The organism is Bacillus paranthracis (genome assembly GCF_001883995.1).
GTDB lineage: Bacteria > Bacillota > Bacilli > Bacillales > Bacillaceae_G > Bacillus_A > Bacillus_A paranthracis.
The window spans coordinates 1-25,319 of sequence record NZ_MACE01000040.1; the positions used below are offsets into that span (position 1 = coordinate 1).

The following is a 25,319-nucleotide window of genomic DNA, read 5'->3' on the forward strand; positions in this document are numbered from 1 at the left end:
GACGAAGCAAAAAGCGCTTCTCTGTCGGGAGTTCCAATGTCCAAAGATTCTAAGCGAGCCACTTTCGCTTTTTGTTTACATTTGTTACAATAGTAAAAATAGAGGAGGGACGTTATATGCCAAAAGGTTCAGGTAAGGTTATCGCACAAAATAAAAAAGCATTTCATGATTATTTCATCGAAGAAACATACGAAGCAGGGCTTGTCCTTCAAGGAACGGAAATTAAGTCGATTCGCGCTGGACGCGTGAACTTGAAAGATGCGTTTGCACGTGTACATAATGGTGAAGTATGGGTTCATAATATGCATATTAGTACGTACGAACAAGGGAATCGTTTCAACCACGATCCGCTTCGCACGAGAAAGTTACTTCTGCATAAAAAAGAAATTGATAAATTAGCAGGAGCTGCAAAAGAAACAGGATATGCATTAGTTCCACTAAAAATCTATTTGAAAAATGGATTTGCGAAAATGGCACTTGGTTTAGCAAAAGGTAAGAAACAATATGATAAGCGTCACGATTTAAAAGAGAAAGAAGCAAAACGTGAAATTGCACGCGCGTTCCGTGATCGCCAAAAGATGTAATACAGATATTTACATTTGTAAAACGGCGCGCGTATGTTATAATAACTTATGTAAGATTGTTGCACATTGAAAAACAGCTCTTAGTAGCTATCACGAAATTTTCTTCGTATGCTCCATTTTTATCATGGGGACGTTACGGATTCGACAGGGATAGTTCGAGCTTAGGTTGCGAGTCGAGGGGATCGGCCTCGTTAAAACGTCAAAGCCTATAATTGGCAAACAAAACAATCTTTCTTTAGCTGCTTAATTGCACTAAAGGTTCCTCCCTCCATCGTCCATGTGGTAGGGTAAGGGACTCAAACTAAGTGGACTACGCCGGAGTTCGCCGTCTGAGGACAAAGGAAGAGAATAACCAGACTAGCAACTTGGAAGCCTGTCGATAGGCCGAAGAGTTCGCGAAATGTTAATATATCGACTACACTCGTAGAAGCTTAAGTGCCGATATTTTTGGACGTGGGTTCGACTCCCACCGTCTCCACCAATACATATTTGGTGGTTTTTTTATTTTTTGTAAAAAGAAGCATAAGCTGACCGTTTTGGTCAGCTTATGCTTCTTCATGTTCTAAATATCAAATATAGATTTTTAATCAAACAAATTAAAAACTAAATTGTGGTTTCATATCACCTGTATAAGGTTCATGTTCAACAAATACAGTGATGTCTTTCCCTGCTTGGTCTTTACCAGTTCTTTTATAAGTAAATTTCTTATTATTTAGTTCAGTAAGTTCAAGAGCCGCACCATATTTATTATTTCCAAGTGAAACATGAGCTCTTATTTTATTTTCGTGCAACACATCGAAGTAGCCATAGTCACCGCGGCTTTGGCCTGTTTCGCTATTGAAGAACTCATATTTATTAGACTTGTCATCGAATTTTGCTAGACTTATAAAATTCGAATTAAACTGTGTCACATCATTACCAGCTTCATCTAATACTTTTGTTCCGTGCCAAAGGGTTCCGCCTAAAATCTTATCTCCATCAACGTTTTTAACGATATCGCCTGTAGTTGTGTTCAGCTGCTTGTCCGGATCAGTGAAAGAAAGCTCTTTTTCTTTATATGGAACATGTTCAACGAAAACTTCTACATCTTTACCGTTAGCATCTTTCCCCATTCGTTTATAAGTAAATATATTCTTATTTAGCTTTGTCATATCAACAACAGCTTGATATTTCATTGATTCTGAAATTAATATTCTCTTCTTCCCATCATTTGTGATAAAGAAAGTTCCTTTATCGCCACGACTTGCACCTGTTTTAGCATCAAAAAATTCATATCTTCCAGACTTTGCATCATATTTTGCAAGACCAATGAAGTTTGCATTTTCTTTTGTTAAGTCATTTTTATCTTTATCTAATACTCGTGTACCTTGCCAATTTGTGTCGCTAAGAATGTTAGCCATTTTTTGGCCTTTCGTTAACTTGTTTTCCTTTTTTGTTTCTTTAGCAGCTTGTTCTTGTTTCGGCTTACTATGATTTTCTTCGGCTTTAGTACCAACGCACCCTGTTAGTGCGATTGTGAGTCCGAGCAATATAGATGATAGTGCTTTCGTTTTTTTATTCATTTTTATCGTCTCCTCATTTTATAAATGTAAGTTGTACGGTTTGTGATTATAGTAATAGTTACTATGTTTATTATGTTAATATTCGAGTATAAACTGCCTCTAAATAAAACATTAAAAAAAGATAAACTAATTCCTAAAAAATTTTCATATTTATAAAAAAATCTTTTACATGAGGTGAATGTAAATCTCTCATTTTGAAAACGACGTAATTAAATGGGCGGATTCATATTATGCTTACAGTGCGATTTTAGATGTGATGCTATACTGTGTATAGGATTTTATGTGTGTATGTTGTGTCGTTTTTTGTCGGTAAGTCGATATTCTATGTCGAATCGTCGATATAATGAAAAAATCGTTGATATATTGTGAGTTATCGTCGATATATTTGAAAAATCGTCGATATATTTTGGGGAGGGCTAAAGATGATTGTGAAAGAACGGCAAATGCCGATTTATTTACGGCAATTAGAAGCGTTATTTAGGCGATTACCAGCTCATCATCCGAAACGAGATATGATTGTAGAAAGTTTAGCGAAGCATAAGGCTGGTTATAAAGGTGAACAAGCTATTAATTATCCGCTAAGTTTTCTCTCGGAGGAAAAATATCGTATTTTGCACGATATAAGGTTGTTTGATCAAAATTACCATTTTCAAATTGATACGATTATCATTTCAGCATATTTTCTTCTTTTCCTCGAAATAAAAAATATAGCAGGTACGTTACTATTTGATTCAAAGTTTAATCAACTTATTAGAATATCAGAGGGAAATTCAGAAGGCTTTCCAGATCCAATTCTACAAGTGAAAAGACAAGAGGAACAGCTTAGGAAATGGTTAAGTCTAAATGGATTTTCTCGTTTTCCAATTGAATCACTTGTTGTGATTAGTAACCCCCGAACTATTATTAAAGCTTCAGATGATAATCTCCTTAATACAATTATCCACAGTGCAAATTTACCTAATAAAATCAAATGGTTTGAGAGTAAATATAAGAAAAAAGCTATAAAAAATGTAGATATTCTTATTCGTCAAATAGTAGCCAACCATGCTCCATTACGGCAAAATATTCTTGAACAATTTAAAATTAAAAAAGAAGAGTTGTTACACGGTGTACAATGTGAGGTATGTTCTGTACTACCAATGTTTAAATTGAAAAAAGGCTGGTATTGTTCGAACTGTAAAGCTATCTCTAAAGTGGCGCATGAATTTGCTTTAAAAGATTACGTACTTCTTATTGGTGACACTTGTACAAATATGCAGTTGAAGAAATTTCTTAACGTTCAATCGAGTGCGACTGTCAAAAGACTCCTCCAAACAATGAACATCCCACACACCGGCGCTAATAAAGGACGAAAATATGATTTAACTCACCTTCAATTATAATTTTGCTATAATGAATAAGTACTTATATGAAGGGGAGTTTAATGAGAAAATGAAATTTAATATCGATTATTTTATCGCGAGTGTTTTACAGTGGATATTAAATATAGCGCTAATTATATTATCCATTGTCTTATCTATCTTTTTAATTAATGAGACGATTACTTTTATTCAATACATATTTTCAGCGAAGAAGTATACGTCATATAAATTAGTTGAAAGTATCATTGTCTATTTCTTATACTTCGAGTTCATAGCATTAATCATTAAGTATTTTAAATCGAATTATCATTTCCCGTTACGTTATTTCATTTATATCGGAATCACGGCGTTAATTCGATTGATTATTGTGTCTCATGAGGAACCGATGGAGACGTTATTATACGCAGGAGCGATTCTTGTTTTAGTTATTGCTTTATACATATCAAATATGAGAGATTTGAGAAAAGAGTAGTAGTGCAGACATAAGTTTGCACTACTTTTTTACATCTTGACCTTCAAGTTACTTAAAGGTTTACAATAAAATTAGGGCGTTTGAAATTGAAAAAAATTGAGAAATTAAGTGAAGAGGTTTCTTTTACTTGGAGGTTATAGAAATGAATCAGGAATTGAAATTGCGTCCATTAGAGCGAGAAGATTTAAAGTTTGTACATGAACTTAATAATAATGCACATATTATGTCGTATTGGTTTGAAGAGCCGTATGAGGCATTTGTGGAGCTACAAGACTTATACGATAAACATATACATGATCAAAGCGAACGCCGATTTATCGTTGAAAAAGACAATGAAATGGTTGGATTAGTCGAGTTAGTGGAAATCGATTATATTCACCGTAGAACAGAATTCCAAATTATTATTGATCCAAATTATCAAGGATATGGTTATGCAGCGGAAGCGACGCGTTTAGCGATGGATTATGCTTTTTCTGTATTAAATATGCATAAGATTTATTTAGTGGTGGATAAGGAAAATGAAAAAGCTGTACATGTTTATAAAAAGGTTGGATTTATGGTGGAAGGTGAACTGTTAGACGAGTTTTTCGTTGACGGTAACTATCATAATGCGATAAGAATGTGTATGTTCCAAAAGGCATACTTTGGCACAAAATAACCGTTTGGAAGAGCTATAGTAGGGAACTCGTTAATTGAAATAAAACACTCACCATGAAATAGAAACATACGATATGGAAGAAAAATAATAAGTGAGTTGAATCATAATGAATCATTATTTTTATAGTGGTAGACAAGTGGGAGCAGCTATTACGCTCGCTGGGGCGCAGGAGACCATTCATGCTATGAATCAAGCGATTCAAATGCAGCAACAAGCATATTTGGCACAAATGATGCAAGGACAGTATATGCCATACTCACAATTTCCGATGCAAAGTGTGAATTATGATGTGTATCCAGCTAGTTTCTTTTCCATTCCATATGGTGGGACTTATTTCTTATGAAAGAAAGCGACTGATAAGAGTCGCTTTCTTTTTTATATTCCGCCTAGCTGCATTCCAAGGAATGCGAAGAGGATACCAACTATGTAAGTAGCGCTTAAATATAAAAGGAATATGCTAAAGCTTTTACGATTGAGAAGCTGAACAGATTCTAGTTTAAAAGTTGAAAATGTTGTGAATGCACCCATAAATCCAGTACCTAATAATAATTGCCAACCTGTAGTGACTCCGTTGCCAATTATATATCCGAGTAAAAACGCTCCTGTTATATTAATGAGAAATGTAGCAATTGGAAAGGAAGTTTTATTTCTTTTTTTAAACCAATTGCTAATTGCAAATCGCGTAATCGCACCGCAAAATCCCCCTGTTGCGACTAATAAAGCTTCCATCATAAGTGATCACCTTCCGTAAGATGTTTCTTAAGTAAGAAATTACCTAGTGTATAGCCAAGTCCAGACATAATGAGGCCACCAAGTATGCTGCATGATACATATAAGAAGGCTATGCTCCACTCGGAATGATTGATCAATTGAATAGTTTCTACACTAAATGTTGAAAACGTCGTAAAAGAACCAATGAATCCTGTCCCGATGCCTGTGATTACATCTGAAGATAAGATGTTGAGCTTAGCGATATACGTAGTCAGCCACGCTAATAAGAAGCAGCCGACTAAGTTAATCAGTAATGTAGCTAGTGGAAATGTATAATGCCAAGATTCATGAATCGTAAGACCTAAATAATAACGAGAAAGGGCCCCTAATATACCGGCAATGCCGACGATAATATAAATCAATTTTCTCACCTCTTTAAATAGCTTGCTCAAAAAAATAGACTCCTACCAGTAGTTATACTGGTAGGAGTCATTAGCTAAGCAGCGTTTATGGCGAACTCCATCGCCTATGATTATTACATATAGTGTACTAAACATTGCGCTTGATTTCCAGTGAAGGAGTTAGGGGATTTTGTATTTTTGATAATGTAAGAGCAAGAGTTATTGTTTATAAACTAAATATAGTGATATAAGGTTTTTGATATGATAAAATATTTCTTATGTCTGTCATTCAGTTTTAGTTAACTGAAAATAAAGATAATTAAGTTATGTGTTTTAGAAAAGGGGCGTTTATTTGAAGAAATTATTAAAAATAGTACTTATATGTATTTTAGTAGGATTGGGAGTTGTAGGTGGTTTTTTAGGGTATATGACACTTACTAAAGAACAGCCTGCGGATAGTGTAAGTTTGAAGGTGGAAAATAATAAAGAGCGCGTATTAGCGACAGGAAATGAATTTAAAGTTACAACATTTAATATTGGATATGCTGGATTAGATAAGGAGCAAGATTTCTTTATGGATGGGGGAAAGGGATCTGGTTCAAGTAGTAAAGAGCAAACGAAAGTTAACCTAAAGAATATGCTTTCGTTTTTACAAAATGAGAATAGTGATTTTGCGCTACTACAAGAAGTTGATATAAAATCACTTCGATCATTTGATGTGAATGAACATGAATTTTTGAAAAAAGGATTACCTGATTATGTTTCGTCATTTGGCAAGAACTACGATACGAAATGGGTTCCAGTGCCAATAACAAATCCAATGGGATATGCGGAGGCTGGGTTAAGTACGTTTTCTAAATACACTGTTCAAGAAGCGAAGAGATTCCAGCTTCCTGGAATGGAGCCTTGGCCGAAGCGTTTATTTGATTTAGATCGGGCGATTGTTGAACATACAATCCCTGTTAATAATGGAAAGCATGTTAGACTCGTAAACTTACATTTGTCTGCGTACGATGAAGGCGGGAAAATTAGAAAACAGCAAGTAGAGTTTTTAAAAGAATATATGAACAAGCATTATAAAAATGGTGATTACGTAATAATGGGCGGAGATTGGAATCAATTAGTTTCTGATGTTCAATTAAGTGATCCAAAGTTTGTGAAGGAGCGTCCTGAGTGGCTAGTAGAGTTACCGAAGGACTTTACTGATGGTGGCTTTAAATGGGCGGTAGATCCTTCTGTTATGACGGTGAGAGACGATGTGAAGAAATATGTAGAAGGTGAAAACTTCGTCACGATTATTGATGGCTTTATCGTTTCACCGAATGTTGAGATTGTAAATGTGCAAGGAAAAGATTTAAAGTTTGAAAATAGTGATCATAACCCAGTGAGTGCGGTATTTAAGCTGAAGTAATTAAGTGCAGAAGGTGGGACTATATATGGAATGGTTAAAGAAAACTTGTTTTTCTAACCTTGAGAAAGAATCACAGAAAAATCATTTATTGCTGTTTATTACGATTTGTAGTTTCTTCCTTGGAATCATCGCAATTGGGTATTACGGATATATTTTTACAGAGAGAGCAATCGCGTTTTGGGTTTGTGGCATTTCTGTCGTTGTATTTGGAACACTTCTTACTTTTATAAAAAGCATGGAAACGACGTATAAATATATCATGACATTTATGTTACTTATGATGTCTTTCATTATGGTACAAGCTTTTAATGAAAGCCCAGCTGTATTTCAAATGGTCTATTTTACACTAGCCGTTTCACTTATTTATTTAAGTGAACGTCTCGTTGTAATTCTAGGCGGAGTGGCAGTTGTAATCACATTTATTCTTTGTAGTTATTGGCCAGAGCAATTTTTTGCTTATACAGCTGCATCTGAAGCTGCAAACTTCGCAAGCTTGTTAGCAATCGTAACAATCGCTATGTGGGGCGTCACGAAAATTGGTTCTAACTTGCTAGCTCGTTTAAGTGATGAGAAGCAAGAAGTAATGAGAAAAGCTCAGGAATTAGAAGAAACGCAAAGACTTATTGAGGAAACGGTTGTAAAACTAGATCGTAATTTCAATTATTTAAGACAAAATATGAATACATCGATGGAGTCAATGAGTGAAATTAATTTCGCTTTTGAAGAGGTAGCGGTTGGTACGCAATCACAATCAGAGATGATGCATCGTTCGGTAGAAGTATTGAATGATATGGAGGGAAATATTGAACAAATCATTTCTCAAGTAAGAAATGCATCGATTCGTATTGATGAAAGCTTAGAAATTTCAAAGGGTAGTGTACATACTTTAAGAAACTTTGAAGCAAATATGAAAAGTTTAAATGATGTTGTTTCACAATCAGGAGTTATATTTAGAGATTTAATGATGCAGTCGAAGCAAATTAATGAGATTGTAGATGTAATAACGAATATTTCAAGTCAGACGAGTTTACTAGCTTTAAATGCAAATATTGAAGCCGCAAGAGCAGGTGAGCATGGAAAAGGATTTGCGATTGTAGCGAATGAAGTATTAAAGCTTGCCGAAGAATCGAATCGTTCTGCGGGAAGAATTCAAGGGATTTTGAAGGATTTTAGTAATCAAGCAAGTAAGGTAGAAGTGCAAGTAGAGAAATCAGAAAGAGTACAAGAAGAATGTAATGAAATGCTAGTAAGTGTTTTAACAAATGTAACGGATTTAGGGAAATTTATTGATGAAATTAATGATGTAATGAGAGAAATCGTCGGTCATCAAGAAAGTTTCCAAGTTAAAACGACGAATATCGTAAAGGATGTTACACATGCTTCCAATGTAATCCAGCAAACTTCTGCGGCTACAGAAGAAGTGTTAGCAAGTGTGGAAGAAGAAAAACATCGAAATGATACATCTGTGAAGACATTACATACTGTTAGCGAGCAAGTGAAATTGTTAGAAGATATTTTAGAAAAGTAATATCACTTAAAAAGGGCACAACGTTTGTGCCCTTTTTTCATTTAAACGAAGACTTGCTCGGATTTTAATTGCTTTTCTGCTCGTTTTCTGCCAAGCTTAAGAAGATGAAATTCAGCTAATAGCGGAATTAAAATACTTCAAAGAAAGAATTAAATAGGTGACGTATATGATCGAAGTTAAGACTTCTGAACTTAGTGATGGAGAATTTAATAGAGGTGTATTTGCAACTCGTGATATTAAAAAAGGTGAGTTGATACACGCAGCGCCAGTTATCTCTTATCCGAATGAACAGCATGAACACATTGAGAAAACATTACTTGCTGACTACGCATTTGAGTATGGGATTAATCATACGGCAATCCTTTTAGGATACGGCATGTTATTCAATCATTCATATACACCGAATGCGACGTATGATATTGTCTTTGAGAATCATACATTTAACTTCTATGCTTATAAAGATATAAAAGCAGGAGAAGAAATCTTAATCAATTATAATGGTGAAGTGGATAACGATGAACTGTTATGGTTTGATAAAGAAAAAGAAGAGAACGAAAAGTAATTTAAAATAAGTAATGAAAAAGATGCCTTTACCTATGTAAAAGCATCTTTTTTGTTGATGAAAATAAAGTAAAGATTACAAAAAAATACCACTTTATTTTCGTGTGGTATAGTAAGATACTGAAGGGTAGTGTTTTGAAAAAGTAATATATTTTACAAATTGTTGTCTTTCTGATGACATGTCAAGTTTAGTAGCCCATTTGGGTTGCTTTATTATGCAATATATATTTTAATATGAGTGGCACCTCTTATAAATTAAGAGGTTAATAGGTGTCTCGAATTGATTTTGGGTACACTGTATCCACCACTTTAAGTTCGTTCATGTATGTGGGGATATTATGGGCCCGTATAACGGGATAAAAAGAATATAGAAATAGAGGAATCGTAAAATGAATATGCAAGAGGTTTATGAATATTTAAGTACGGTATTGCCTGAAGGTCATGTGAAACAAGATGAAATGTTAAAGAATCATACGCATATTAAAGTTGGTGGAAAAGCAGATGTGTTCGTTGCGCCGACAAATTATGATGAAATTCAAGAAGTTATTAAATATGCGAACAAATATAATATTCCAGTTACGTTTTTAGGAAATGGATCGAATGTTATTATTAAAGATGGTGGAATTCGCGGGATTACAGTAAGTTTAATTCATATTAAAGGTGTTACTGTAACAGGAACGACGATTGTAGCACAGTGCGGTGCAGCAATTATTGATGTATCACGTATTGCATTAGAACATAACTTAACAGGGCTTGAGTTTGCTTGTGGTATTCCAGGTTCAGTTGGCGGAGCATTATATATGAATGCAGGTGCATACGGCGGTGAAATTTCGTATGTATTAACAGAAGCTGTCGTAATGACAGGTGATGGAGAGCTACGTACTTTGACGAAAGAAGCATTTGAATTTGGATATCGTAAGAGTGTATTTGCGAACAACCATTACATTATTCTTGAAGCGAGATTTGAACTTGAAGAAGGTGTACATGAAGAAATTAAAGCAAAAATGGATGATTTAACGTTTAAACGTGAGTCAAAACAGCCTCTAGAATATCCTTCATGTGGTAGTGTATTTAAACGCCCACCAAATAACTTTGCTGGTAAATTGATTCAAGACTCAGGGTTACAAGGTAAGCGAATTGGTGGAGTGGAAGTTTCTCTAAAACATGCTGGATTTATGGTGAATGTTGATAACGGAACAGCACAAGATTACATTGATTTAATTCACTTCGTACAAAAAACAGTTGAAGAGAAATTTGGCGTGAAGTTAGAGCGTGAAGTAAGGATTATTGGAGAAGATAAAGAATAACATATACGTATGAAACTGCGAATTATTTTAAAATAATATTTGGGTATTGTTGACAATTTGTTTTCAATTCAATATAATGGCTAATAATTTAACAAATAACATACGTTGAAAGAGCCCAGTAGCAGTTTGTCACTGTTAACGAGAGAGCTAGGGGATGCTGGAACCTAGCACAAACAAATTTGCGAATTACACTCTGGAGTATCTTAGGTAATGCTAAGCGGATTGGCAATCGATATTATTGCTAAGAGTGGTATGAGTAGCTATACTATTTATACAAACTGGGTGGTAACACGGTGAATCATCGTCCCTATGTCATAGACATAGGGATTTTTTGTTTTTAAAAAATAAAGGGGATGACAAAAGATGAACATTATTGATGAATTAGAATGGCGCGGCGCCATTAATCAACAGACTGACGAAGAAGGTTTACGTAAGCTAGTAGAAGAGAAAAAGATTTCGCTATACTGCGGAGTTGATCCGACTGGTGATAGTATGCATATCGGACATTTGATTCCGTTTATGATGATGAAAAGATTCCAGTTAGCTGGCCATCATCCAGTTATTTTAATTGGCGGAGCAACAGGAACAATTGGTGATCCGAGTGGACGTCAATCAGAACGCCAACTTCAAACGTTAGAAGTAGTTCAGCATAATGTAGATGCATTAACAGCGCAAATGAAAAAGCTATTTGATTTTGGCGGAAATAGCGAAGTAAAGATGGTAAATAACTACGACTGGACACATGAAATAAATATTATTGAGTTTTTACGTGATTACGGGAAAAACTTTAGCATTAATAGCATGTTAGCAAAGGACATCGTAGCAAGTCGTTTAGATACAGGAATTTCTTTCACAGAATTTACGTACCAAATCTTACAAGCGATGGACTTCCATCATTTATACACGAAAGAGGATGTTCAACTGCAAATTGGCGGTAGTGACCAATGGGGAAATATTACGAGTGGCTTAGATTTAATTCGTAAGTTAGAAGGGCACGAAGCAAAAGTATTCGGATTGACGATTCCGTTATTATTGAAATCAGATGGTACGAAGTTTGGTAAATCAGCAGGTGGTGCAGTTTGGCTTGATCCTGAAAAAACAACACCATTTGAATTTTACCAGTTCTGGGTGAATACAGATGATCGTGATGTAGTTAAATACTTGAAATACTTTACATTCTTAACGAAAGAGCGCATCGATGAATTGGCAGTGAAGGTAGAAACAGAGCCTCATAAACGTGAAGCGCAAAAAGTATTAGCGGAAGAAATGACGAAATTCGTTCATGGAGAGGAAGCATTGCTGCAAGCTGTGAAAATTACAGCAGCGTTATTTAGCGGAGATATTAAATCGTTAACAGCTGATGAAATTGAGCAAGGCTTTAAAGAAATGCCAACATTCCAGTCTTCAAAAGAGACGAAAAACATCGTAGAATGGCTAGTTGATCTAGGAATTGAACCATCTAGACGACAAGCGCGTGAAGATATTAATAACGGAGCTATTTCTATGAATGGCGAAAAAGTAACGGATGTAGGTACGGATGTTACGGTAGAGAATTCATTTGATGGACGATTTATTATTATTCGTAAAGGGAAGAAGAACTACAGCCTTGTGAAGTTAGGATAATGAAGAAGGTTTAAAAATTATATCGGCGATTTTTTGAATATATCGACCGTAACTCGAAACATATCGGCGATTTTCGAAATATATCAGCGTAAATCCGAATATATCGGCGATTTCCTCGATATATCGATTTACCAACAAAAAGCGACAATAAGAGCTGTTCCGAACGGGACAGCTTTCATTATAAAAAGTCAGTATATTTAGATAAATTTAAAGGGTATATATTTTTTTTGCCGAATAAATAAGTTAGAGAAAATTTCGGATAAAGTGAAACTTTAATCAGTGGGGGGTTTCCTCATCCCCGCTGATTATTAGTTGAACCAATCGGACTTTTATGGGCAGTTGATCCCCCACCTAACTGCTTTGCTTTCGCTGAATTTTGAGGTGGGGGTCTTACTGCCCATTAAAGTGGGATAAAAATAGCCCGAACCATGCAGGGCATGATTCGGGCTTATATTCAGATTAGTAAGCTAAGCTGAATAGACCTTTAATGTGTGATAAGTAACGAACGTTACTTGCTTCTTTCATTAATGATGCTGGTAAGCCTTTAAGTGGAGTATTGCTTGCTCCGATTGTAGCAACAGCATCTTTACGTCCTAGACTAGCAAGTGTTCCAGAGTTTACAGGTGCGAACTCTTCGAATGCTTTGCCTTCTAGTGCTGCGTATAAGTTGTATCCAATTAACTCACCCATTTGCCAAGCGATTTGTGCAGTTGGTGGGTATGGACGTCCGTCTGGAGCGAAGACAACAGCGCTGTCTCCAGCAACGAATACGTTTTTGTGAGAAGTAGATTGTAGGTATGCATCAACTGTTGCACGACCACGGTTTACTTCAAGACCTGATTCACCGATTAGTGGGTTACCTTGAACGCCGCCCGTCCAAACGAATGTGTTAGCAACAAGTTTTTGACCGTCTTTTAAGTCAATTTCATTGCCAGCAACGTTTGTTACAGGAAGACCAGTTAAGAATGTAACGCCGCGTGCTTCTAGGCTAGTAGTTGCACGTTCGATTAAGTGGTCTGGTAATACTGGAAGGATTTTTGGACCTGCTTCAACAAGAAGAAGTTTCACTTCTTTTGGATTTACGCCGTGGCTTTTTGCAAGTTTAGGCATAATGTCAGCAAGCTCACCAACTAGCTCAACGCCAGTTAATCCGCCACCACCGATTACGATTGTAGCATCAGCTTCGTTTTTCGTTTTCGCGTATTCACGAATACGATCTTCAACGTGTTTGTAGATTTTGTTTGCATCAGCAGCAGATTTTAATACCATGCTGTTTTCTTCTAGTCCTGGAATACCGAAGTAAGCAGTTTTACTTCCTAAAGCAACTACAAGTGCATCGTAAGATAAAGTAGTGCCGCCAGCTAGTTTGATTTCTTTGCTATCAACTGAGAATGACTCAACTGTTGCGATTTTTAGATCGATATCTTTACCTTTGAAAAGCTTTGTAAGTGGCATTGCAACTGCTTGCTCAGACACGTTACCAGCTGCAAGGCGGTGTAGTTCAGTGATGATTTGGTGTGTTGGGTATTGGTTAATCACTGTAACTTGTGCTTCTGATTTGCTGTAATATTTACGTACGTTTAAAGCGGCAAGAAGACCGCCATAACCAGCGCCTAAGATGACAATTTGTTTTGACATAGTATGATATCCCCCGTCTTTACTAATTGTTGTTATAAGTTAACTTATTTATTGTTACGTTCTGCACTAATTTGAAGATATGCGTTCACAAAGCGGAACATTTTTTGTGCTTGTGGATCTTTTAGTAATTTTAAAAGACCGAATAGGCCGATAACTTCGTTGCTTTCGTCAGCACGATCTTTCGCTTCGATTGCAGTGGCAGCCATGCTTTTCACTGTATCTTTTACAGGTTCTACAAGCTCTGTGATTGCACCAACAGTGTCGCTTTTTAATACTTCATCAGTAGCAACAGTTTGAGCGAAGTCATAAGACTTAGTTAAAATGTTAACAAGCTCAGTTAATTTTGGAAGCTGTTCTACTAGTGTTGTTAATGATTCTTGTACCTCAGGTTTTAACAACTGATCAAGTACATCAAGTTGTCCTTGGCTAGCAGAAATTTGTACAGTTTCTTGTTCTGGCTTTGTTTGAGTCATAGTTTCTGGCATCTCCAATTCTCCTTTACGATAGCAATACTCTTATTTTTGATAAGTAAGATAGTAAACGGTTACGAAACTTTATACAAAGTTTCACAAAACACAATAAAATGCCTTTAAATTTATGACAGCAAGTAAGCTGCAAACATAAATCTAAAACCATAACGTCTTACTTATTATTTATGAACTGTCCGATATATGGCTTGTCCGCATAATGGAAAAGCTCCGTTACCGGAAAGTGTATATAATATATATCCTATATTATATACTATATACACCTATGTTAACATAAAAATGATTCCTAATTATTTCATATCGAGCGTATAACGTAGTACTGACAAGGTATGAAAGCGTATAAAATATTTTGTTTCAATTAGAAATGTACATATATAATAAGAAAAAAAGGAAAAAATGAACAAATTCATGTTCGTTTTTTCCTTTTTCCTATTATTCACCTTCCGCAATTAGCATCGATGTCTTACCTTCTTTTTCAAGATGGCATTCGCCCCAAGAACAAAGAGAATCAAGAATGGATTCTAAAGACCAGCCGTAATCAGTAAGAGAATATTCTACTTTTGGTGGGACTTGGTTGTATACTTTTCTTTGAATAACGCCGTCGTCTTCTAATTCACGTAATTGTTGTGTTAACATTTTTTGTGTAATACCAGGCATTGAGCGTTTTAATTCACTCGTTCTCTTTGTACCTTTCGTTAAGTGACAAAGGATAACAACTTTCCATTTGCCGCCGATAACTTCTAAAGTTGCCTCTACAGGAATATTGTATTGCTTCATATGAAACCCTCCCATTGTGAGTAAAATAAGTTAAATCATACAAATGTTACTTTTTAGTACCTATAGCACTTTAAAGTACGTACTTTTTATCATGTTAAATATGTTTCATAATAGCACATGTAAGAGGCAAATGAGTAGTACGGTACTGAAAAGTGACTATGTTACTTTTTGGTGCCTATCGTACTTTAAAGTGCGTTCTTCAAAAAAAGAATGAAACCATTCATAATAGCATTTGTAGAGATTAAATATTTTTTTTAGAAGATAAAAGGGCCTTTTTATCGCACTATTATGATTGGATTTCTTGTAATAAGGAGGAATTCAATTGAGTTCATATACAGTACCATCTTCGGAAGTTCAGACGAATCGAAGAAGTATGTTTGCTTTATTAGCACTAGCAATTAGTGCGTTCGGGATTGGTACGACCGAGTTTATTAGTGTCGGTTTATTACCATCTATTTCAAAAGATTTAAATGTTTCTGTTACAACAGCTGGTTTAACTGTTTCCCTATATGCATTAGGTGCGGCAGTAGGGGCTCCTGTTTTAACAGCGCTAACGGCTAGTATGTCGAGAAAGACATTATTAATGTGGATTATGGTTATTTTCATTATTGGTAATGGGATCGCGGCAGTAGCAACAAGTTTCACTATATTAATTATCGCAAGGGTTGTATCTGCGTTTGCACATGGTGTGTTTATGTCGATAGGATCTACAATTGCGGCCGCAATCGTCCCAGAGAATAAACGTGCTAGCGCCATTGCGATTATGTTTACTGGATTAACAGTTGCGACTATTACAGGTGTACCAATTGGAACGTTTATCGGTCAACAATTTGGCTGGAGAGCGTCATTTATGGCGATTGTCGTAATTGGAATTATTGCTTTTATCGCAAACAGTATACTCGTCCCATCTAATTTAAAAAATGGTGTACCTGTATCGTTTCGTGATCAATTCAAATTAATTAAAAATGGAAGACTGTTACTTGTTTTCATTATTACTGCACTTGGATACGGCGGTACATTCGTAACATTTACGTATTTATCACCCCTATTACAAGAAGTAACAGGATTTGAAGCGAGTACCGTTACGATCATTTTATTAGTGTATGGAATTGCAATTGCGATAGGGAATATGGTTGGCGGAAAATTATCGAATCATAATCCGATTCGAGCGCTATTTTACATGTTCTTAATTCAAGCGATTATATTATTTGTTTTAACATTTACAGCGCCATTTAAAGTAGCTGGATTAATCACAATTATTTTCATGGGACTATTCGCATTTATGAATGTTCCAGGGCTACAAGTATATGTAGTTATATTGGCAGAGCGCTTTGTTCCGAGTGCGGTTGATGTTGCTTCAGCAATTAATATTGCCGCATTTAACGGAGGAATCGCTTTAGGTTCTTATATAGGTGGCCTTGTAACGAATTCGTTGGGATTAATCCATACTGCTTGGGTAGGCGGTCTTATGGTAGTAGCCGCTGTGATTTTAACAGCGTGGAGCATGACATTAGAAAAAAGAGATCAAGTAAAATAAAAGGAGAGAAAATAAAATGAAAAACTTACAAAGTAAAGCAGTATTAAATAACGGTGTAGAAATGCCTTGGTTCGGTTTAGGTGTATTTAAAGTAGAAGAAGGACCAGAACTTGTAGAAGCTGTAAAATCAGCGATTAAAGCAGGATACCGCAGCATCGATACAGCTGCAATTTACGGAAATGAAAAAGCTGTAGGTGAAGGAATCCGTGCAGGTATCGAAGCAACTGGTATTTCAAGAGAAGATTTATTCATCACTTCAAAAGTGTGGAACGCAGACCAAGGATATGAAACAACAATCGCTGCATACGAAGAGAGTCTAAAAAAATTAGGACTAGATTATTTAGATTTATATCTTGTTCACTGGCCTTCAGAAGGAAAATATAAAGATACGTGGAGAGCGTTAGAAACACTTTATAAAGAAAAGCGCGTACGTGCAATTGGTGTAAGTAACTTCCAAATCCATCACTTACAAGATGTAATGAAAGATGCAGAAATTAAACCAATGATTAACCAAGTAGAATACCACCCTCGTTTAACACAAAAAGAACTACAAGCTTTCTGTAAAGAACAAGGTATTCAAATGGAAGCATGGTCACCATTAATGCAAGGTCAATTATTAGATAACGAAACATTACAAGAGATTGCTGAGAAACACGGCAAAACAACAGCGCAAGTGATTTTACGTTGGGATCTTCAAAATGGAGTAATTACAATTCCGAAATCAACGAAAGAACACCGCATCATTGCAAACGCTGATGTATTTAACTTTGAATTAACGAAAGAAGATATGGAAAAAATCGATGCGTTAAACCAAAATCACCGCGTTGGTCCAGATCCTGATAACTTCGATTTCTAAGATTAGGGTAAGAAAGAAGAGTGCGTAAAAGCACTCTTTTTTTGTGCATAAAAATAGTTTCTAAATAAATACTACTTAGTATCAAGTTTGTTATAAGGGGCTGTAAACATGAATATAAAGCAATCGTTCAAACTTTTAGTTATGTTTTTAAGTGTTTTATTTGTGTTATTCCCGTTTCAAAAAGCATTCGCAGAAGTCATGGACCATACAAAGTATCAAATGGATTGGAGTTACAGTAAGTCTAAGAAGAAACCAATCCGAACAGAGCTTATTAAAACGGCAGATGGCAAAATTGCTTTTTGCTTAAATGTAGATTTAAAATCTCCAAGCGGTCAAGATTTACCGGAAATGGGGAAAGTGGATATTAACGTATACCGTGTATTATTAAATGGATATCCACAAAAGAGCCCGCAAGAATTAGGTGTTTCTGATTGGAGAGAAGCTCATTATGCAACGCAGCTTGCAGTATGGAATGCGTTAAAACAAATCGATATTAATGATTTAGATTTCCGCAATAAAAATGTAGAAAAGGTAACGAAAGATATCGTTGCAAAAGCAAGTGCTAGTGAAGAGTTACAAGAAATTACAATGAGTGTAACTCCTACAGAAGAACAAGAAGCAGTATTGAAAAATGATTTCTTTGAAACAGGCTTATATACAGTAGAAACAAATGCAAAAAGTGGAACGTATAAAGTGCAAGCAACAGGTGCACCAGCGGGAGCGAAATTTGTAAATGAAAAAGGCGAAGCAAAAACGGAATTTAATGTAGGAGAAAAGTTCCGCATTTTAGTTCCGAAACAAACACCAGCTGGTGGATTTAGCTTTAAAGTAATCGGGAAATTAACGAAGCTACAAGGCATTGCGCATAAAGGTACACCAACAATTCAAAATGCAGTTGTATTACTTGAGCGCAGTGAAGAAGAAACAAGTCCGGAGTTATCAGTGAGTTGGAAAAAAGGAAATGGTCATGATAATAATAAACCACATACTCCAAACGAACCGCATAAACCGAATCAATATAAAAGGTAAGATAAAAAGCATTGGTTAACACCAATGCTTTTTATCTATGAAACATGAAATTATATTAAGATAATTATTAACCAAATAAAACATTGTTTTTATGTTGTGAAAGATATTCAAATATAATAAAATCCGAACGTTAAGATTAACTGATTAAATTCACGAAATTGTAACATTATTCTAATTGAAAAGGCTATCAAACAAAGTAGAAAGCATGTACAATTCAGTTGGAAAAACTACCTATAGATGGTCATATATGAAGAAAATGTAAGATTATATTGCTATTTTTATTTTTAGATGTATAGATGACAATACTATAATGATATCTTTTGCTATTCTCTTTTTATGTACGAATAGAACTCATCACAAATAGAGAGAAGTGAGGAGGACATATTACATAAAAATTTTACAAAGTAAGAAAGCGAATACATGGAGGGAAATGCGGTAGTAATAGATACAGGTGCGCGAGGTATTCGTCTATTTATTACATGTTTTTATAAAAATAATAGGATTTTTCATTAAATAAATATATAGGATGGTTTTTCTAAATAAAGGAACAGGGGACACAGATTATGTCGAAGAAGAAAAAGAGTAGGGTATTAGTAGCTGGTATATGCATATCCACATTATTATCACCAGTAGCTTTTGAAGCATCAAAAGGATATGCAGCGTCTTTGGAAGAGGTTAAAGGTGGGAAGTTGGAAGAGAGCAAAGAGAGTCGTTTGGAGCAGAGGACGTTTTATGTGCCTGGAAAAGGTGATGTCACTGAGGAACGAGATCGTTTAAAGGTGGACTGGGAACTAGCGGCAAATGAACCAACTGGGATTTATGCAAAGCCAAATGAAGAAATGAAAATTAAAATAAAAGGTGATGAGTCTATTAAAGCTTTTATAGGAACACATGCGTATGATGAAGAAGACCCTAAGGAATTTGATTTAACACCTGGTGAAAATGTAATATCATCTCCAGTGGGCGGGATACTGTATTTCTATAACCCAAACAATCAAGGTGATATCACAGCTGAAGTTACTAATGGTGGAAGTCATTTTCCATTATTCATATTAGGAAAGCATACGAAAAAAGATTGGGATGAAATGCTGAAAAAGTATGAGAATCCATATGCAGTGGAATTAAGAGGAGAAAGAAGCCTAATCACATCAAGCTATGATGCTGTACAAGATTATATGAAAAATACAGATCCAACAGAATTATTGAAGCTGCATGATCAAATCATTCGCATAGAAAATAAGATTTCGGGATTATCTGAAGAGAGTGTAGGAGTGGCGAAAGCGCCAAAACACTATGTTCAATTTGTTGAAAATAGATATCCAGAAGAGGGCGATTGGATGAATGCATACTATTACCGCACTTCTTATGTTAAGAATGCGATGAAGTATGTATTAGACAGTAAAGAGTTAAAAACTGATGGATGGGGACCTTGGCATGAAGTTGGGCATTTACATCAGCAGGCACCTTGGGAGTGGGAAGACCTGGGAGAGGTAACCGTTAATATTTACTCTTTAGCAGTTCAAACTAAGTTCGGTCATCAAACGAGGCTGGAAGAAGAGGAACGCTACAAGGCAGCTTTTGCTTATTTAGGTCAAACAGATGCACAAGAGAAGATGGATGAATTCGAGAAATTAGTTATGTTTTGGCAATTGCACTTAGCATATGGAGATCAATTTTATCCGAAACTACATCAGATGTATCGTATGTTACAAAATACAGAAATGCCTAAATCTGATGAAGAGAAAAAGCAGTTGTTTATTTACATGACATCAAAGCTGGCTGGTCAAAATTTAACTCCTTTCTTTGAAAAATGGGGATTAACTCCAAATGATGATACTAGAGACAAGATAGAGAAATTAAATTTACCGAAATTAGAAAAAGAAATATGGTTATCTACAGACAGCAATCCAATTCGTGAAAAACAAACTGGATTATATGAGGTTCCATACGGTGAGCCGAATGATACAAAAATCCAAAATGTAGAAATTGGTACTACATATGATGAGAAAAAGGCAAAAGAACTCGTACAGAATTTAGGGAAGGGTGTCAAAACAACGGGCGTAATTATGCAAGATAAGCCCGAAGTTGGAGAAAAAACTGTAAAAGTAGAGATTATGGATGAAAAAGGGAATAAGAATTTCATTCCTGTTGTAGTGAATATTGGTTATGGTGATAGTTTAGTATTTAAAGGGCTTAATTATGATACTAATATTAAATCCATCGTAACACTGCAACATGATCAGAAAAAGTTTAGTGCGATGGCCGATTCAAATCCAGTACACTATTATTTTAAAGAAGACACGTATTTTGAATTCTCATTACTAGGCCAAAATGGAAATGAGAAAAAGAAAGCAACAGTAAAAGGTGTTGAAAATGCGGAAGAATTTGCGAAATCAATTAATGGGTTAGAGTTCGAGTATGGTGATGTAGTGAAAGTGTATCACGCTGAATCAGATCGCTTTAATTGGTATCAAAATAATGACTTTATCGGTCAAGGTAAGGCAAAGGTAGAGAAAGAATTATTATTTAAAGTAACAGAAAAGGGCTTTGAGCGAATGGGGGCCCAGCAAGAAGTAAAGGCGTTGCCACAAAAAGTAGTAATCGGAACAAACAGTGAAACATTAGACGCAAAAAACTTTGTTCAAGTGAAAGATGGAGAAGTAATTGGCTTTGTAGAAAAACCAACTACATCAAAAGTCGGAAAACAAACAGTAAAAGTAGAAACGAAAGATCGTTTTGGAAATAAGCAAGTAACAGAAGTGCCAGTAGAAGTGGTTTATGGAGATAGTATCGCATATGTGGGATATAACAATGACATTGCTTCAATCGTAACTTTAAAGCATGATGATAAGAAATTCCATGCGACTGATATGGATAGTCAAATCCATAAATATTTTAATAAAGAGCTATACATGGGAATGACGTTATACGATGGAGAAGGAAAAGAGAAAAAACATGTAACAGCAGAAGGGCAAGAAACTTCAAAGGACTTTGCGAAGCAAGTGAATGGTATGCAGTTCGAGTATGGAGATGTAGTGAAAGTATTTCATGCGGAACCAGATCGTTTGAAATGGTATCAAAATAACAATCTTATTGGTCAAGGTGAGAAACAAGGAACGAAAGAACTATTCTTCAAAGTGACAGAAAAAGGTTTTGAGAGAATGGACATGCTACAAGAAGTAACAGCAAAGCCACAAACAGTAGTAGTCGGAACAGAAATTGAAAAGCTAGATGCGAAAAACTTTGTTGAAGTAAAAGGCGGAGAAGTAGTTGGATTTGCGGAGAAACCAAATACAACAAAAATCGGTAAACAAACAGTAAAAGTAGAAACGAAAGATCGTTTCGGAAATAAGCAAATAACAGAAGTGCCAGTAGAAGTGATTTACGGAGATAGCATTATGTTCTTCGGTACATGGCACGACGGAACGAATATTAAATCGATTGTTACATTAAATCATGAAGAAAAGAAATTCAGTACAACAGATTCAGAAGGTCCAATGCATACTTCATTTAAAGATGAAAAGTATATGGCGATGGCTGTATATGATAAAGATGGGCAAGAGAAAAAAGAAGTAACAGTAAAAGCATCTGAAAATACAAAAGAATTTGCAGCGCAATTCAATGGTATGGCTTTTGAATATGGTGATATAGTAAAAATTTATCAAAAAGAATTTGATCGTTTTAAAGTGTATAAAAAGAATGAATTCATTGATGCGAAGTATGGTGTTAACGAAGTGTTCTTTAAAGTGACAACGCAAGGTTTTGAACAAATGGGAGCGCAGCAAGAAGTAAAAGCGTTGCCACAAAAAGTGGTAATCGGAACAAACAGTGAAACATTAGATGCGAAGAAGTTTGTTGAAGTAAAAGGTGGAGAAGTAGTAGGTTTTGTAGGGATGCTAGATACATCGAAGATTAGTAAACAAACAGCGAAAGTAGAAACGAAAGATCGCTTTGGAAATAAGAAAGTGACAGAAGTTCCTGTAGAAGTTACATATGGAGATAGTATAGTATATCAAGGTGTGTCCAATGTAACGCGTTCGATTGTTACGTTAAATCATGATGAAAAGAAATTACATGCAACATTTACAAATGATACAATTCATTATCGTTTTGTAAATGAACAGTATATAGGTCTTACGATTTATGATGGAAATGGAAACGAGAAAAAACATGTAACAGCAGAAGGGCAAGAAACTTCAAAGAATTTTGCTGAGCAAGTAAACGGTACGCCATTCCAGTATGGGGATACGATAAAAGTGTATCATGCAGAATCTGATCGTTTAAGTTGGTATAAAACTGGTGAGTTACTTGGAAAAGGAGATGCGAAGAAATTTAAAGAGATTTCCTTCAAGATTACTCCAAATGGTTTAGAACAAGTACAATAATAAAAAGCTCGTAAAACACTATGTTTTACGAGCTTTTCTTTATTATTCAGCTTCAGAAACAACTGTGAAGCGTTCGTTTACGTGTTTTGGATTTTCGATTTCATCAAGTGCTGCTACTGCGAAGTCTTCGTAACTTACGTAGCTATCACCTTTTGCGTTCACAAGAAGATTGTCTTTGCCAGCTGTATAAGAACCAGTGCGTTTTCCTAATGCGAATAGTGCAGAAGGGCTGATGAATGTCCAAGTAATATCGTTAGTTTGTTGCAGAATTTCTAAGTTTTTACCTTGGTTTTGAGCTGTTGCAAGGTATTCTTTCGGGAAACCTGGCGTTTCAAATACACGTGTTGTTTTCTCTTCGTCTACAAATAAGCTTCCAGCGCCGCCAACTACAAGTAATTTTGTATTTGGTGCACCTTTCATAGCTTCAATAAGTACGTTTCCTGCATCTACGTGAAGGTGTTCTTCGCCTGCTGGAGCGCCGAATGCATTGACAACTACATCGAATGCCTCTAGGTCGTTAGATGTAAGAGAGAATACATCTTTCTCTAAAACTTTTACATTGTCTTCTGTAATTTTTGCAGCGTTTCTTACGATTGCAGTTACTTCATGTCCGCGATCCAATGCTTCTTTTAAAATACGACTTCCTGCTTTACCAGTTGCTCCGATAATTCCGATTTTCATAATAAATCCCTCCAAAGTGTTTTGTTAAAGTGTATATCTGAAAGTGAATGAATGTATTGTAATTAGGTTTGTTACAACCTGTTGTAATCATTATAGTTACAGGTTGGTATTTTTGTCAATGGGTTGTTTAGGAATTTGTTTTTTGTTTTAGTATGTACATTTGCTAAAAAGAGGAGTCATGAAACCTCTAATATTTGGAAATCGAAAATTGTCGAAAAATGTTGATTTTTAAATATTTTTTAAATATAATTCGTTTTATGGAGAAAAGGAGGGGTTAATTGTATGAATATTTTGGAACAATTCGTTTCATCGACGAATACAATTCTTTGGTCGTATATTCTTATTGCAATGTTAATTGGTTTAGGTCTTTATTTTTCTATTAAATTGAAATTCGTACAAATTACTCATTTAGGGGAAATGATTCGATTAATGAGTGATGGATTAACTGGAAAGACGCGTAAAAAAGGTAGTGTATCTTCTTTCCAAGCATTTTGTATGAGTTCAGCAGCCCGTATTGGTATCGGTAACTTAGCTGGGGTAGCTTTAGCGATTTCTATGGGAGGACCTGGAGCAGTATTTTGGATGTGGGTTATTGCGATTATTGGGGCGTCTTCAAGTTTTGTAGAAAGTACGCTTGCCCAAATTTATAAAGTAAAAGACGGCAGTGGCTTCCGTGGTGGTCCTGCTTATTATATGGAAAAAGGTTTAAATAAACGTTGGATGGGAATTTGGTTTTCTATCCTTATTACAGTTAGTTACGGTTTAATTTTCAACTCAGTACAAGCAAATACAGTTACATTAGCGTTTAAAAATGCATTTGGTTTAGAACGTTATATTGTTGGGATTGTATTAGCTGTATTAGTTGCAGTTATTATTTTTGGTGGTGTAAAAAGTATCGCACGTATGTCGGAAATGATTGTTCCGCCAATGGCGCTTATTTATATTGCGGTAGCTATTTTCGTGGTCATTAAAAACTTCTATTTAATACCAGATGTGTTTACAGAAATCTTTAAAGGTGCATTCGGTTTAGATTCAGCTGTAGGTGGCGGTATCGGTGCTGCGATGAAATATGGTATTCAGCGCGGATTATTTGCGAACGAAGCAGGTATGGGTAGTGCGCCGAACGCGGCAGCAACAGCTGATGTAACGCATCCAGCAAAACAAGGTTTTATTCAAACAATTGGCGTATTAGTAGATACATTCTTAGTATGTACATCAACAGCATTTATCGTACTATGTTCTGGTGCATATAAAGCAACGAATTTAGAAGGTATTGAACTAACACAAAATGCATTAAGTTCACAAATTGGCCCATGGGCAAGTAGCTTCTTAGCGATTATTATTTTCTTATTTGCGTTTAGTTCACTTTTAGGAAACTACTATTATGGTGAAACGAATATTGAATTCATTAAACAAAGTAAAACTTGGTTAACAATTTACCGTATTGCGGTAGTGGGAATGGTATTATTCGGTTCTGTTGCGACGCTTCAAGTTGTTTGGAATATGGCAGACTTATTTATGGGTCTAATGGTAATCACAAACTTAATTGCGATTACACTTCTTGGCCGATTTGCGTATGCGGCATTGGCAGACTATGTAAGGCAAAAGAAACAAGGAAAAGATCCAGTCTTCCGTGCAGATTCTATTTCTGGTTTAACGAATACAGAGTGTTGGGATAAGTCAGCGGTAACGGATAAAGAAAAAGCAGTGTAAATGAAAAGGCGAGCATCGAGTTGAATTCGATGCTCG

General features: G+C 35.6%; 22 protein-coding genes, 1 other RNA gene, 1 riboswitch and 1 other annotated feature. Of the genes, 16 read left to right on the forward strand and 7 right to left on the reverse strand.

What is annotated here, in order from left to right; all coding sequences use genetic code 11:
• Positions 1 to 116: 116 nt before the first annotated feature.
• The gene (gene smpB, locus BAQ46_RS15540; RefSeq protein ID WP_001123901.1) at positions 117 to 584 is read left to right on the forward strand and encodes an SsrA-binding protein; all 468 of its coding nucleotides are present in this window, start codon (positions 117 to 119) and stop codon (positions 582 to 584) included.
• Positions 585 to 710: 126 nt separating this feature from the next.
• Positions 711 to 1,065, forward strand: a transfer-messenger RNA (tmRNA) gene (ssrA, locus tag BAQ46_RS15545).
• A gap of 115 nt (positions 1,066 to 1,180) precedes the next feature.
• Here ssrA and BAQ46_RS15550 read toward each other — a convergent pair.
• Positions 1,181 to 2,146, reverse strand: coding sequence for a DUF4822 domain-containing protein (locus BAQ46_RS15550; protein ID WP_071742126.1), 966 nt, complete (start codon positions 2,144 to 2,146; stop codon positions 1,181 to 1,183).
• Positions 2,147 to 2,568: 422 nt separating this feature from the next.
• On the opposite strand from BAQ46_RS15550, the gene BAQ46_RS15555 reads away from it, so the two are divergent.
• From BAQ46_RS15555 to BAQ46_RS15570, 4 genes are all read left to right on the forward strand, one after another.
• On the forward strand, positions 2,569 to 3,528 hold the full coding sequence (locus BAQ46_RS15555; RefSeq protein WP_071742127.1) for a nuclease-related domain-containing protein: 960 nt from the start codon (positions 2,569 to 2,571) through the stop codon (positions 3,526 to 3,528).
• Between the two features lie 49 nt (positions 3,529 to 3,577).
• The gene (gene psiE / locus BAQ46_RS15560) at positions 3,578 to 3,979 is read left to right on the forward strand and encodes a phosphate-starvation-inducible protein PsiE (protein ID WP_071742128.1); all 402 of its coding nucleotides are present in this window, start codon (positions 3,578 to 3,580) and stop codon (positions 3,977 to 3,979) included.
• Between the two features lie 142 nt (positions 3,980 to 4,121).
• The gene (speG, locus tag BAQ46_RS15565; RefSeq protein ID WP_001071086.1) at positions 4,122 to 4,637 is read left to right on the forward strand and encodes a spermidine N1-acetyltransferase; all 516 of its coding nucleotides are present in this window, start codon (positions 4,122 to 4,124) and stop codon (positions 4,635 to 4,637) included.
• 103 nt (positions 4,638 to 4,740) lie between these two features.
• Positions 4,741 to 4,980 carry a DUF3947 family protein gene (locus BAQ46_RS15570; RefSeq protein ID WP_033671843.1) on the forward strand — a complete coding sequence of 80 codons (240 nt, stop codon included), beginning with the start codon at positions 4,741 to 4,743 and terminating at the stop codon, positions 4,978 to 4,980.
• Between the two features lie 32 nt (positions 4,981 to 5,012).
• On the opposite strand, the gene crcB (BAQ46_RS15575) is transcribed toward BAQ46_RS15570, so the two are convergent.
• Together crcB (BAQ46_RS15575) and crcB (BAQ46_RS15580) are read right to left on the reverse strand one after the other, a co-directional pair.
• A complete protein-coding gene (gene crcB / locus BAQ46_RS15575) occupies positions 5,013 to 5,369 on the reverse strand; it encodes a fluoride efflux transporter CrcB (RefSeq protein WP_061131791.1) in 357 nt (118 codons plus the stop codon).
• Positions 5,366 to 5,770 carry a fluoride efflux transporter CrcB gene (gene crcB / locus BAQ46_RS15580; protein ID WP_000639336.1) on the reverse strand — a complete coding sequence of 135 codons (405 nt, stop codon included), beginning with the start codon at positions 5,768 to 5,770 and terminating at the stop codon, positions 5,366 to 5,368. Before crcB (BAQ46_RS15580) ends, crcB (BAQ46_RS15575) begins: the two co-directional genes overlap by 4 nt.
• A gap of 54 nt (positions 5,771 to 5,824) precedes the next feature.
• Positions 5,825 to 5,884: riboswitch (Fluoride riboswitch) on the reverse strand.
• 217 nt (positions 5,885 to 6,101) lie between these two features.
• On the opposite strand from crcB (BAQ46_RS15580), the gene BAQ46_RS15585 reads away from it, so the two are divergent.
• From BAQ46_RS15585 to tyrS, 5 genes are all read left to right on the forward strand, one after another.
• Positions 6,102 to 7,160, forward strand: coding sequence for an endonuclease/exonuclease/phosphatase family protein (locus BAQ46_RS15585; RefSeq protein WP_071742129.1), 1,059 nt, complete (start codon positions 6,102 to 6,104; stop codon positions 7,158 to 7,160).
• 25 nt (positions 7,161 to 7,185) lie between these two features.
• Positions 7,186 to 8,688 carry a DUF4077 domain-containing protein gene (locus BAQ46_RS15590; RefSeq protein ID WP_000455055.1) on the forward strand — a complete coding sequence of 501 codons (1,503 nt, stop codon included), beginning with the start codon at positions 7,186 to 7,188 and terminating at the stop codon, positions 8,686 to 8,688.
• A 166-nt stretch (positions 8,689 to 8,854) separates the two neighbouring features.
• The gene (locus BAQ46_RS15595) at positions 8,855 to 9,250 is read left to right on the forward strand and encodes an SET domain-containing protein (protein ID WP_000573649.1); all 396 of its coding nucleotides are present in this window, start codon (positions 8,855 to 8,857) and stop codon (positions 9,248 to 9,250) included.
• Between the two features lie 388 nt (positions 9,251 to 9,638).
• Entirely contained in the window at positions 9,639 to 10,556 is a 918-nt protein-coding gene (murB, locus tag BAQ46_RS15600; protein WP_061131789.1) for a UDP-N-acetylmuramate dehydrogenase, read from the forward strand.
• A 96-nt stretch (positions 10,557 to 10,652) separates the two neighbouring features.
• Positions 10,653 to 10,868: a binding site (T-box leader), on the forward strand.
• Between the two features lie 51 nt (positions 10,869 to 10,919).
• Positions 10,920 to 12,179 (forward strand): tyrosine--tRNA ligase, encoded by a 1,260-nt coding sequence (tyrS, locus tag BAQ46_RS15605; protein ID WP_001021076.1) that lies wholly within the window; start codon positions 10,920 to 10,922, stop codon positions 12,177 to 12,179.
• A 459-nt stretch (positions 12,180 to 12,638) separates the two neighbouring features.
• Here tyrS and BAQ46_RS15615 read toward each other — a convergent pair whose 3' ends face one another.
• The 3 genes from BAQ46_RS15615 to BAQ46_RS15625 all read right to left on the reverse strand — a co-directional run bounded on the left by BAQ46_RS15615 (position 12,639) and on the right by BAQ46_RS15625 (position 15,082).
• Positions 12,639 to 13,817 carry an NAD(P)/FAD-dependent oxidoreductase gene (locus BAQ46_RS15615; protein ID WP_000043204.1) on the reverse strand — a complete coding sequence of 393 codons (1,179 nt, stop codon included), beginning with the start codon at positions 13,815 to 13,817 and terminating at the stop codon, positions 12,639 to 12,641.
• Positions 13,818 to 13,861: 44 nt separating this feature from the next.
• Entirely contained in the window at positions 13,862 to 14,302 is a 441-nt protein-coding gene (locus BAQ46_RS15620; RefSeq protein WP_001115309.1) for a DUF1641 domain-containing protein, read from the reverse strand.
• A gap of 435 nt (positions 14,303 to 14,737) precedes the next feature.
• Positions 14,738 to 15,082, reverse strand: a complete 345-nt coding sequence (locus BAQ46_RS15625; RefSeq protein WP_000816344.1) for a winged helix-turn-helix transcriptional regulator — start codon at positions 15,080 to 15,082, stop codon at positions 14,738 to 14,740.
• 373 nt (positions 15,083 to 15,455) lie between these two features.
• Here BAQ46_RS15625 and BAQ46_RS15630 point away from each other — a divergent pair, with 373 nt between their 5' ends.
• The 4 genes from BAQ46_RS15630 to BAQ46_RS15645 all read left to right on the forward strand — a co-directional run bounded on the left by BAQ46_RS15630 (position 15,456) and on the right by BAQ46_RS15645 (position 22,889).
• Positions 15,456 to 16,619 carry an MFS transporter gene (locus BAQ46_RS15630; protein ID WP_163262942.1) on the forward strand — a complete coding sequence of 388 codons (1,164 nt, stop codon included), beginning with the start codon at positions 15,456 to 15,458 and terminating at the stop codon, positions 16,617 to 16,619.
• Between the two features lie 16 nt (positions 16,620 to 16,635).
• Positions 16,636 to 17,475, forward strand: a complete 840-nt coding sequence (locus BAQ46_RS15635) for an aldo/keto reductase (RefSeq protein ID WP_000793541.1) — start codon at positions 16,636 to 16,638, stop codon at positions 17,473 to 17,475.
• 108 nt (positions 17,476 to 17,583) lie between these two features.
• Positions 17,584 to 18,504 (forward strand): thioester domain-containing protein, encoded by a 921-nt coding sequence (locus BAQ46_RS15640; protein WP_071742130.1) that lies wholly within the window; start codon positions 17,584 to 17,586, stop codon positions 18,502 to 18,504.
• A gap of 563 nt (positions 18,505 to 19,067) precedes the next feature.
• Positions 19,068 to 22,889 carry a putative mucin/carbohydrate-binding domain-containing protein gene (locus tag BAQ46_RS15645; RefSeq protein WP_071742131.1) on the forward strand — a complete coding sequence of 1,274 codons (3,822 nt, stop codon included), beginning with the start codon at positions 19,068 to 19,070 and terminating at the stop codon, positions 22,887 to 22,889.
• Positions 22,890 to 22,931: 42 nt separating this feature from the next.
• On the opposite strand, the gene BAQ46_RS15650 is transcribed toward BAQ46_RS15645, so the two are convergent.
• Positions 22,932 to 23,570: an NAD(P)-dependent oxidoreductase gene (locus tag BAQ46_RS15650; RefSeq protein WP_061131787.1), complete on the reverse strand. Its 639-nt coding sequence runs from the start codon at positions 23,568 to 23,570 to the stop codon at positions 22,932 to 22,934.
• 282 nt (positions 23,571 to 23,852) lie between these two features.
• Between BAQ46_RS15650 and BAQ46_RS15655 the strand changes: the two genes are divergently transcribed.
• Positions 23,853 to 25,283 carry an alanine/glycine:cation symporter family protein gene (locus tag BAQ46_RS15655; RefSeq protein WP_061131786.1) on the forward strand — a complete coding sequence of 477 codons (1,431 nt, stop codon included), beginning with the start codon at positions 23,853 to 23,855 and terminating at the stop codon, positions 25,281 to 25,283.
• Positions 25,284 to 25,319: the final 36 nt, after the last annotated feature.

What these genes read in the sequence shown, in the direction of transcription:
- smpB (WP_001123901.1), top strand. Translation starts at nt 117, where the DNA reads ATGCCAAAAGGTTCAGGTAAGGTTATCGCACAAAATAAAAAAGCATTT.
- BAQ46_RS15550 (WP_071742126.1), bottom strand. Translation starts at nt 2,146, where the DNA reads ATGAATAAAAAAACGAAAGCACTATCATCTATATTGCTCGGACTCACA.
- BAQ46_RS15555 (WP_071742127.1), top strand. Translation starts at nt 2,569, where the DNA reads ATGATTGTGAAAGAACGGCAAATGCCGATTTATTTACGGCAATTAGAA.
- psiE (WP_071742128.1), top strand. Translation starts at nt 3,578, where the DNA reads ATGAAATTTAATATCGATTATTTTATCGCGAGTGTTTTACAGTGGATA.
- speG (WP_001071086.1), top strand. Translation starts at nt 4,122, where the DNA reads ATGAATCAGGAATTGAAATTGCGTCCATTAGAGCGAGAAGATTTAAAG.
- crcB (WP_061131791.1), bottom strand. Translation starts at nt 5,369, where the DNA reads ATGATGGAAGCTTTATTAGTCGCAACAGGGGGATTTTGCGGTGCGATT.
- BAQ46_RS15590 (WP_000455055.1), top strand. Translation starts at nt 7,186, where the DNA reads ATGGAATGGTTAAAGAAAACTTGTTTTTCTAACCTTGAGAAAGAATCA.
- BAQ46_RS15595 (WP_000573649.1), top strand. Translation starts at nt 8,855, where the DNA reads ATGATCGAAGTTAAGACTTCTGAACTTAGTGATGGAGAATTTAATAGA.
- murB (WP_061131789.1), top strand. Translation starts at nt 9,639, where the DNA reads ATGAATATGCAAGAGGTTTATGAATATTTAAGTACGGTATTGCCTGAA.
- tyrS (WP_001021076.1), top strand. Translation starts at nt 10,920, where the DNA reads ATGAACATTATTGATGAATTAGAATGGCGCGGCGCCATTAATCAACAG.
- BAQ46_RS15615 (WP_000043204.1), bottom strand. Translation starts at nt 13,817, where the DNA reads ATGTCAAAACAAATTGTCATCTTAGGCGCTGGTTATGGCGGTCTTCTT.
- BAQ46_RS15620 (WP_001115309.1), bottom strand. Translation starts at nt 14,302, where the DNA reads ATGCCAGAAACTATGACTCAAACAAAGCCAGAACAAGAAACTGTACAA.
- BAQ46_RS15625 (WP_000816344.1), bottom strand. Translation starts at nt 15,082, where the DNA reads ATGAAGCAATACAATATTCCTGTAGAGGCAACTTTAGAAGTTATCGGC.
- BAQ46_RS15630 (WP_163262942.1), top strand. Translation starts at nt 15,456, where the DNA reads ATGTTTGCTTTATTAGCACTAGCAATTAGTGCGTTCGGGATTGGTACG.
- BAQ46_RS15635 (WP_000793541.1), top strand. Translation starts at nt 16,636, where the DNA reads ATGAAAAACTTACAAAGTAAAGCAGTATTAAATAACGGTGTAGAAATG.
- BAQ46_RS15640 (WP_071742130.1), top strand. Translation starts at nt 17,584, where the DNA reads ATGAATATAAAGCAATCGTTCAAACTTTTAGTTATGTTTTTAAGTGTT.
- BAQ46_RS15645 (WP_071742131.1), top strand. Translation starts at nt 19,068, where the DNA reads ATGTCGAAGAAGAAAAAGAGTAGGGTATTAGTAGCTGGTATATGCATA.
- BAQ46_RS15650 (WP_061131787.1), bottom strand. Translation starts at nt 23,570, where the DNA reads ATGAAAATCGGAATTATCGGAGCAACTGGTAAAGCAGGAAGTCGTATT.
- BAQ46_RS15655 (WP_061131786.1), top strand. Translation starts at nt 23,853, where the DNA reads ATGAATATTTTGGAACAATTCGTTTCATCGACGAATACAATTCTTTGG.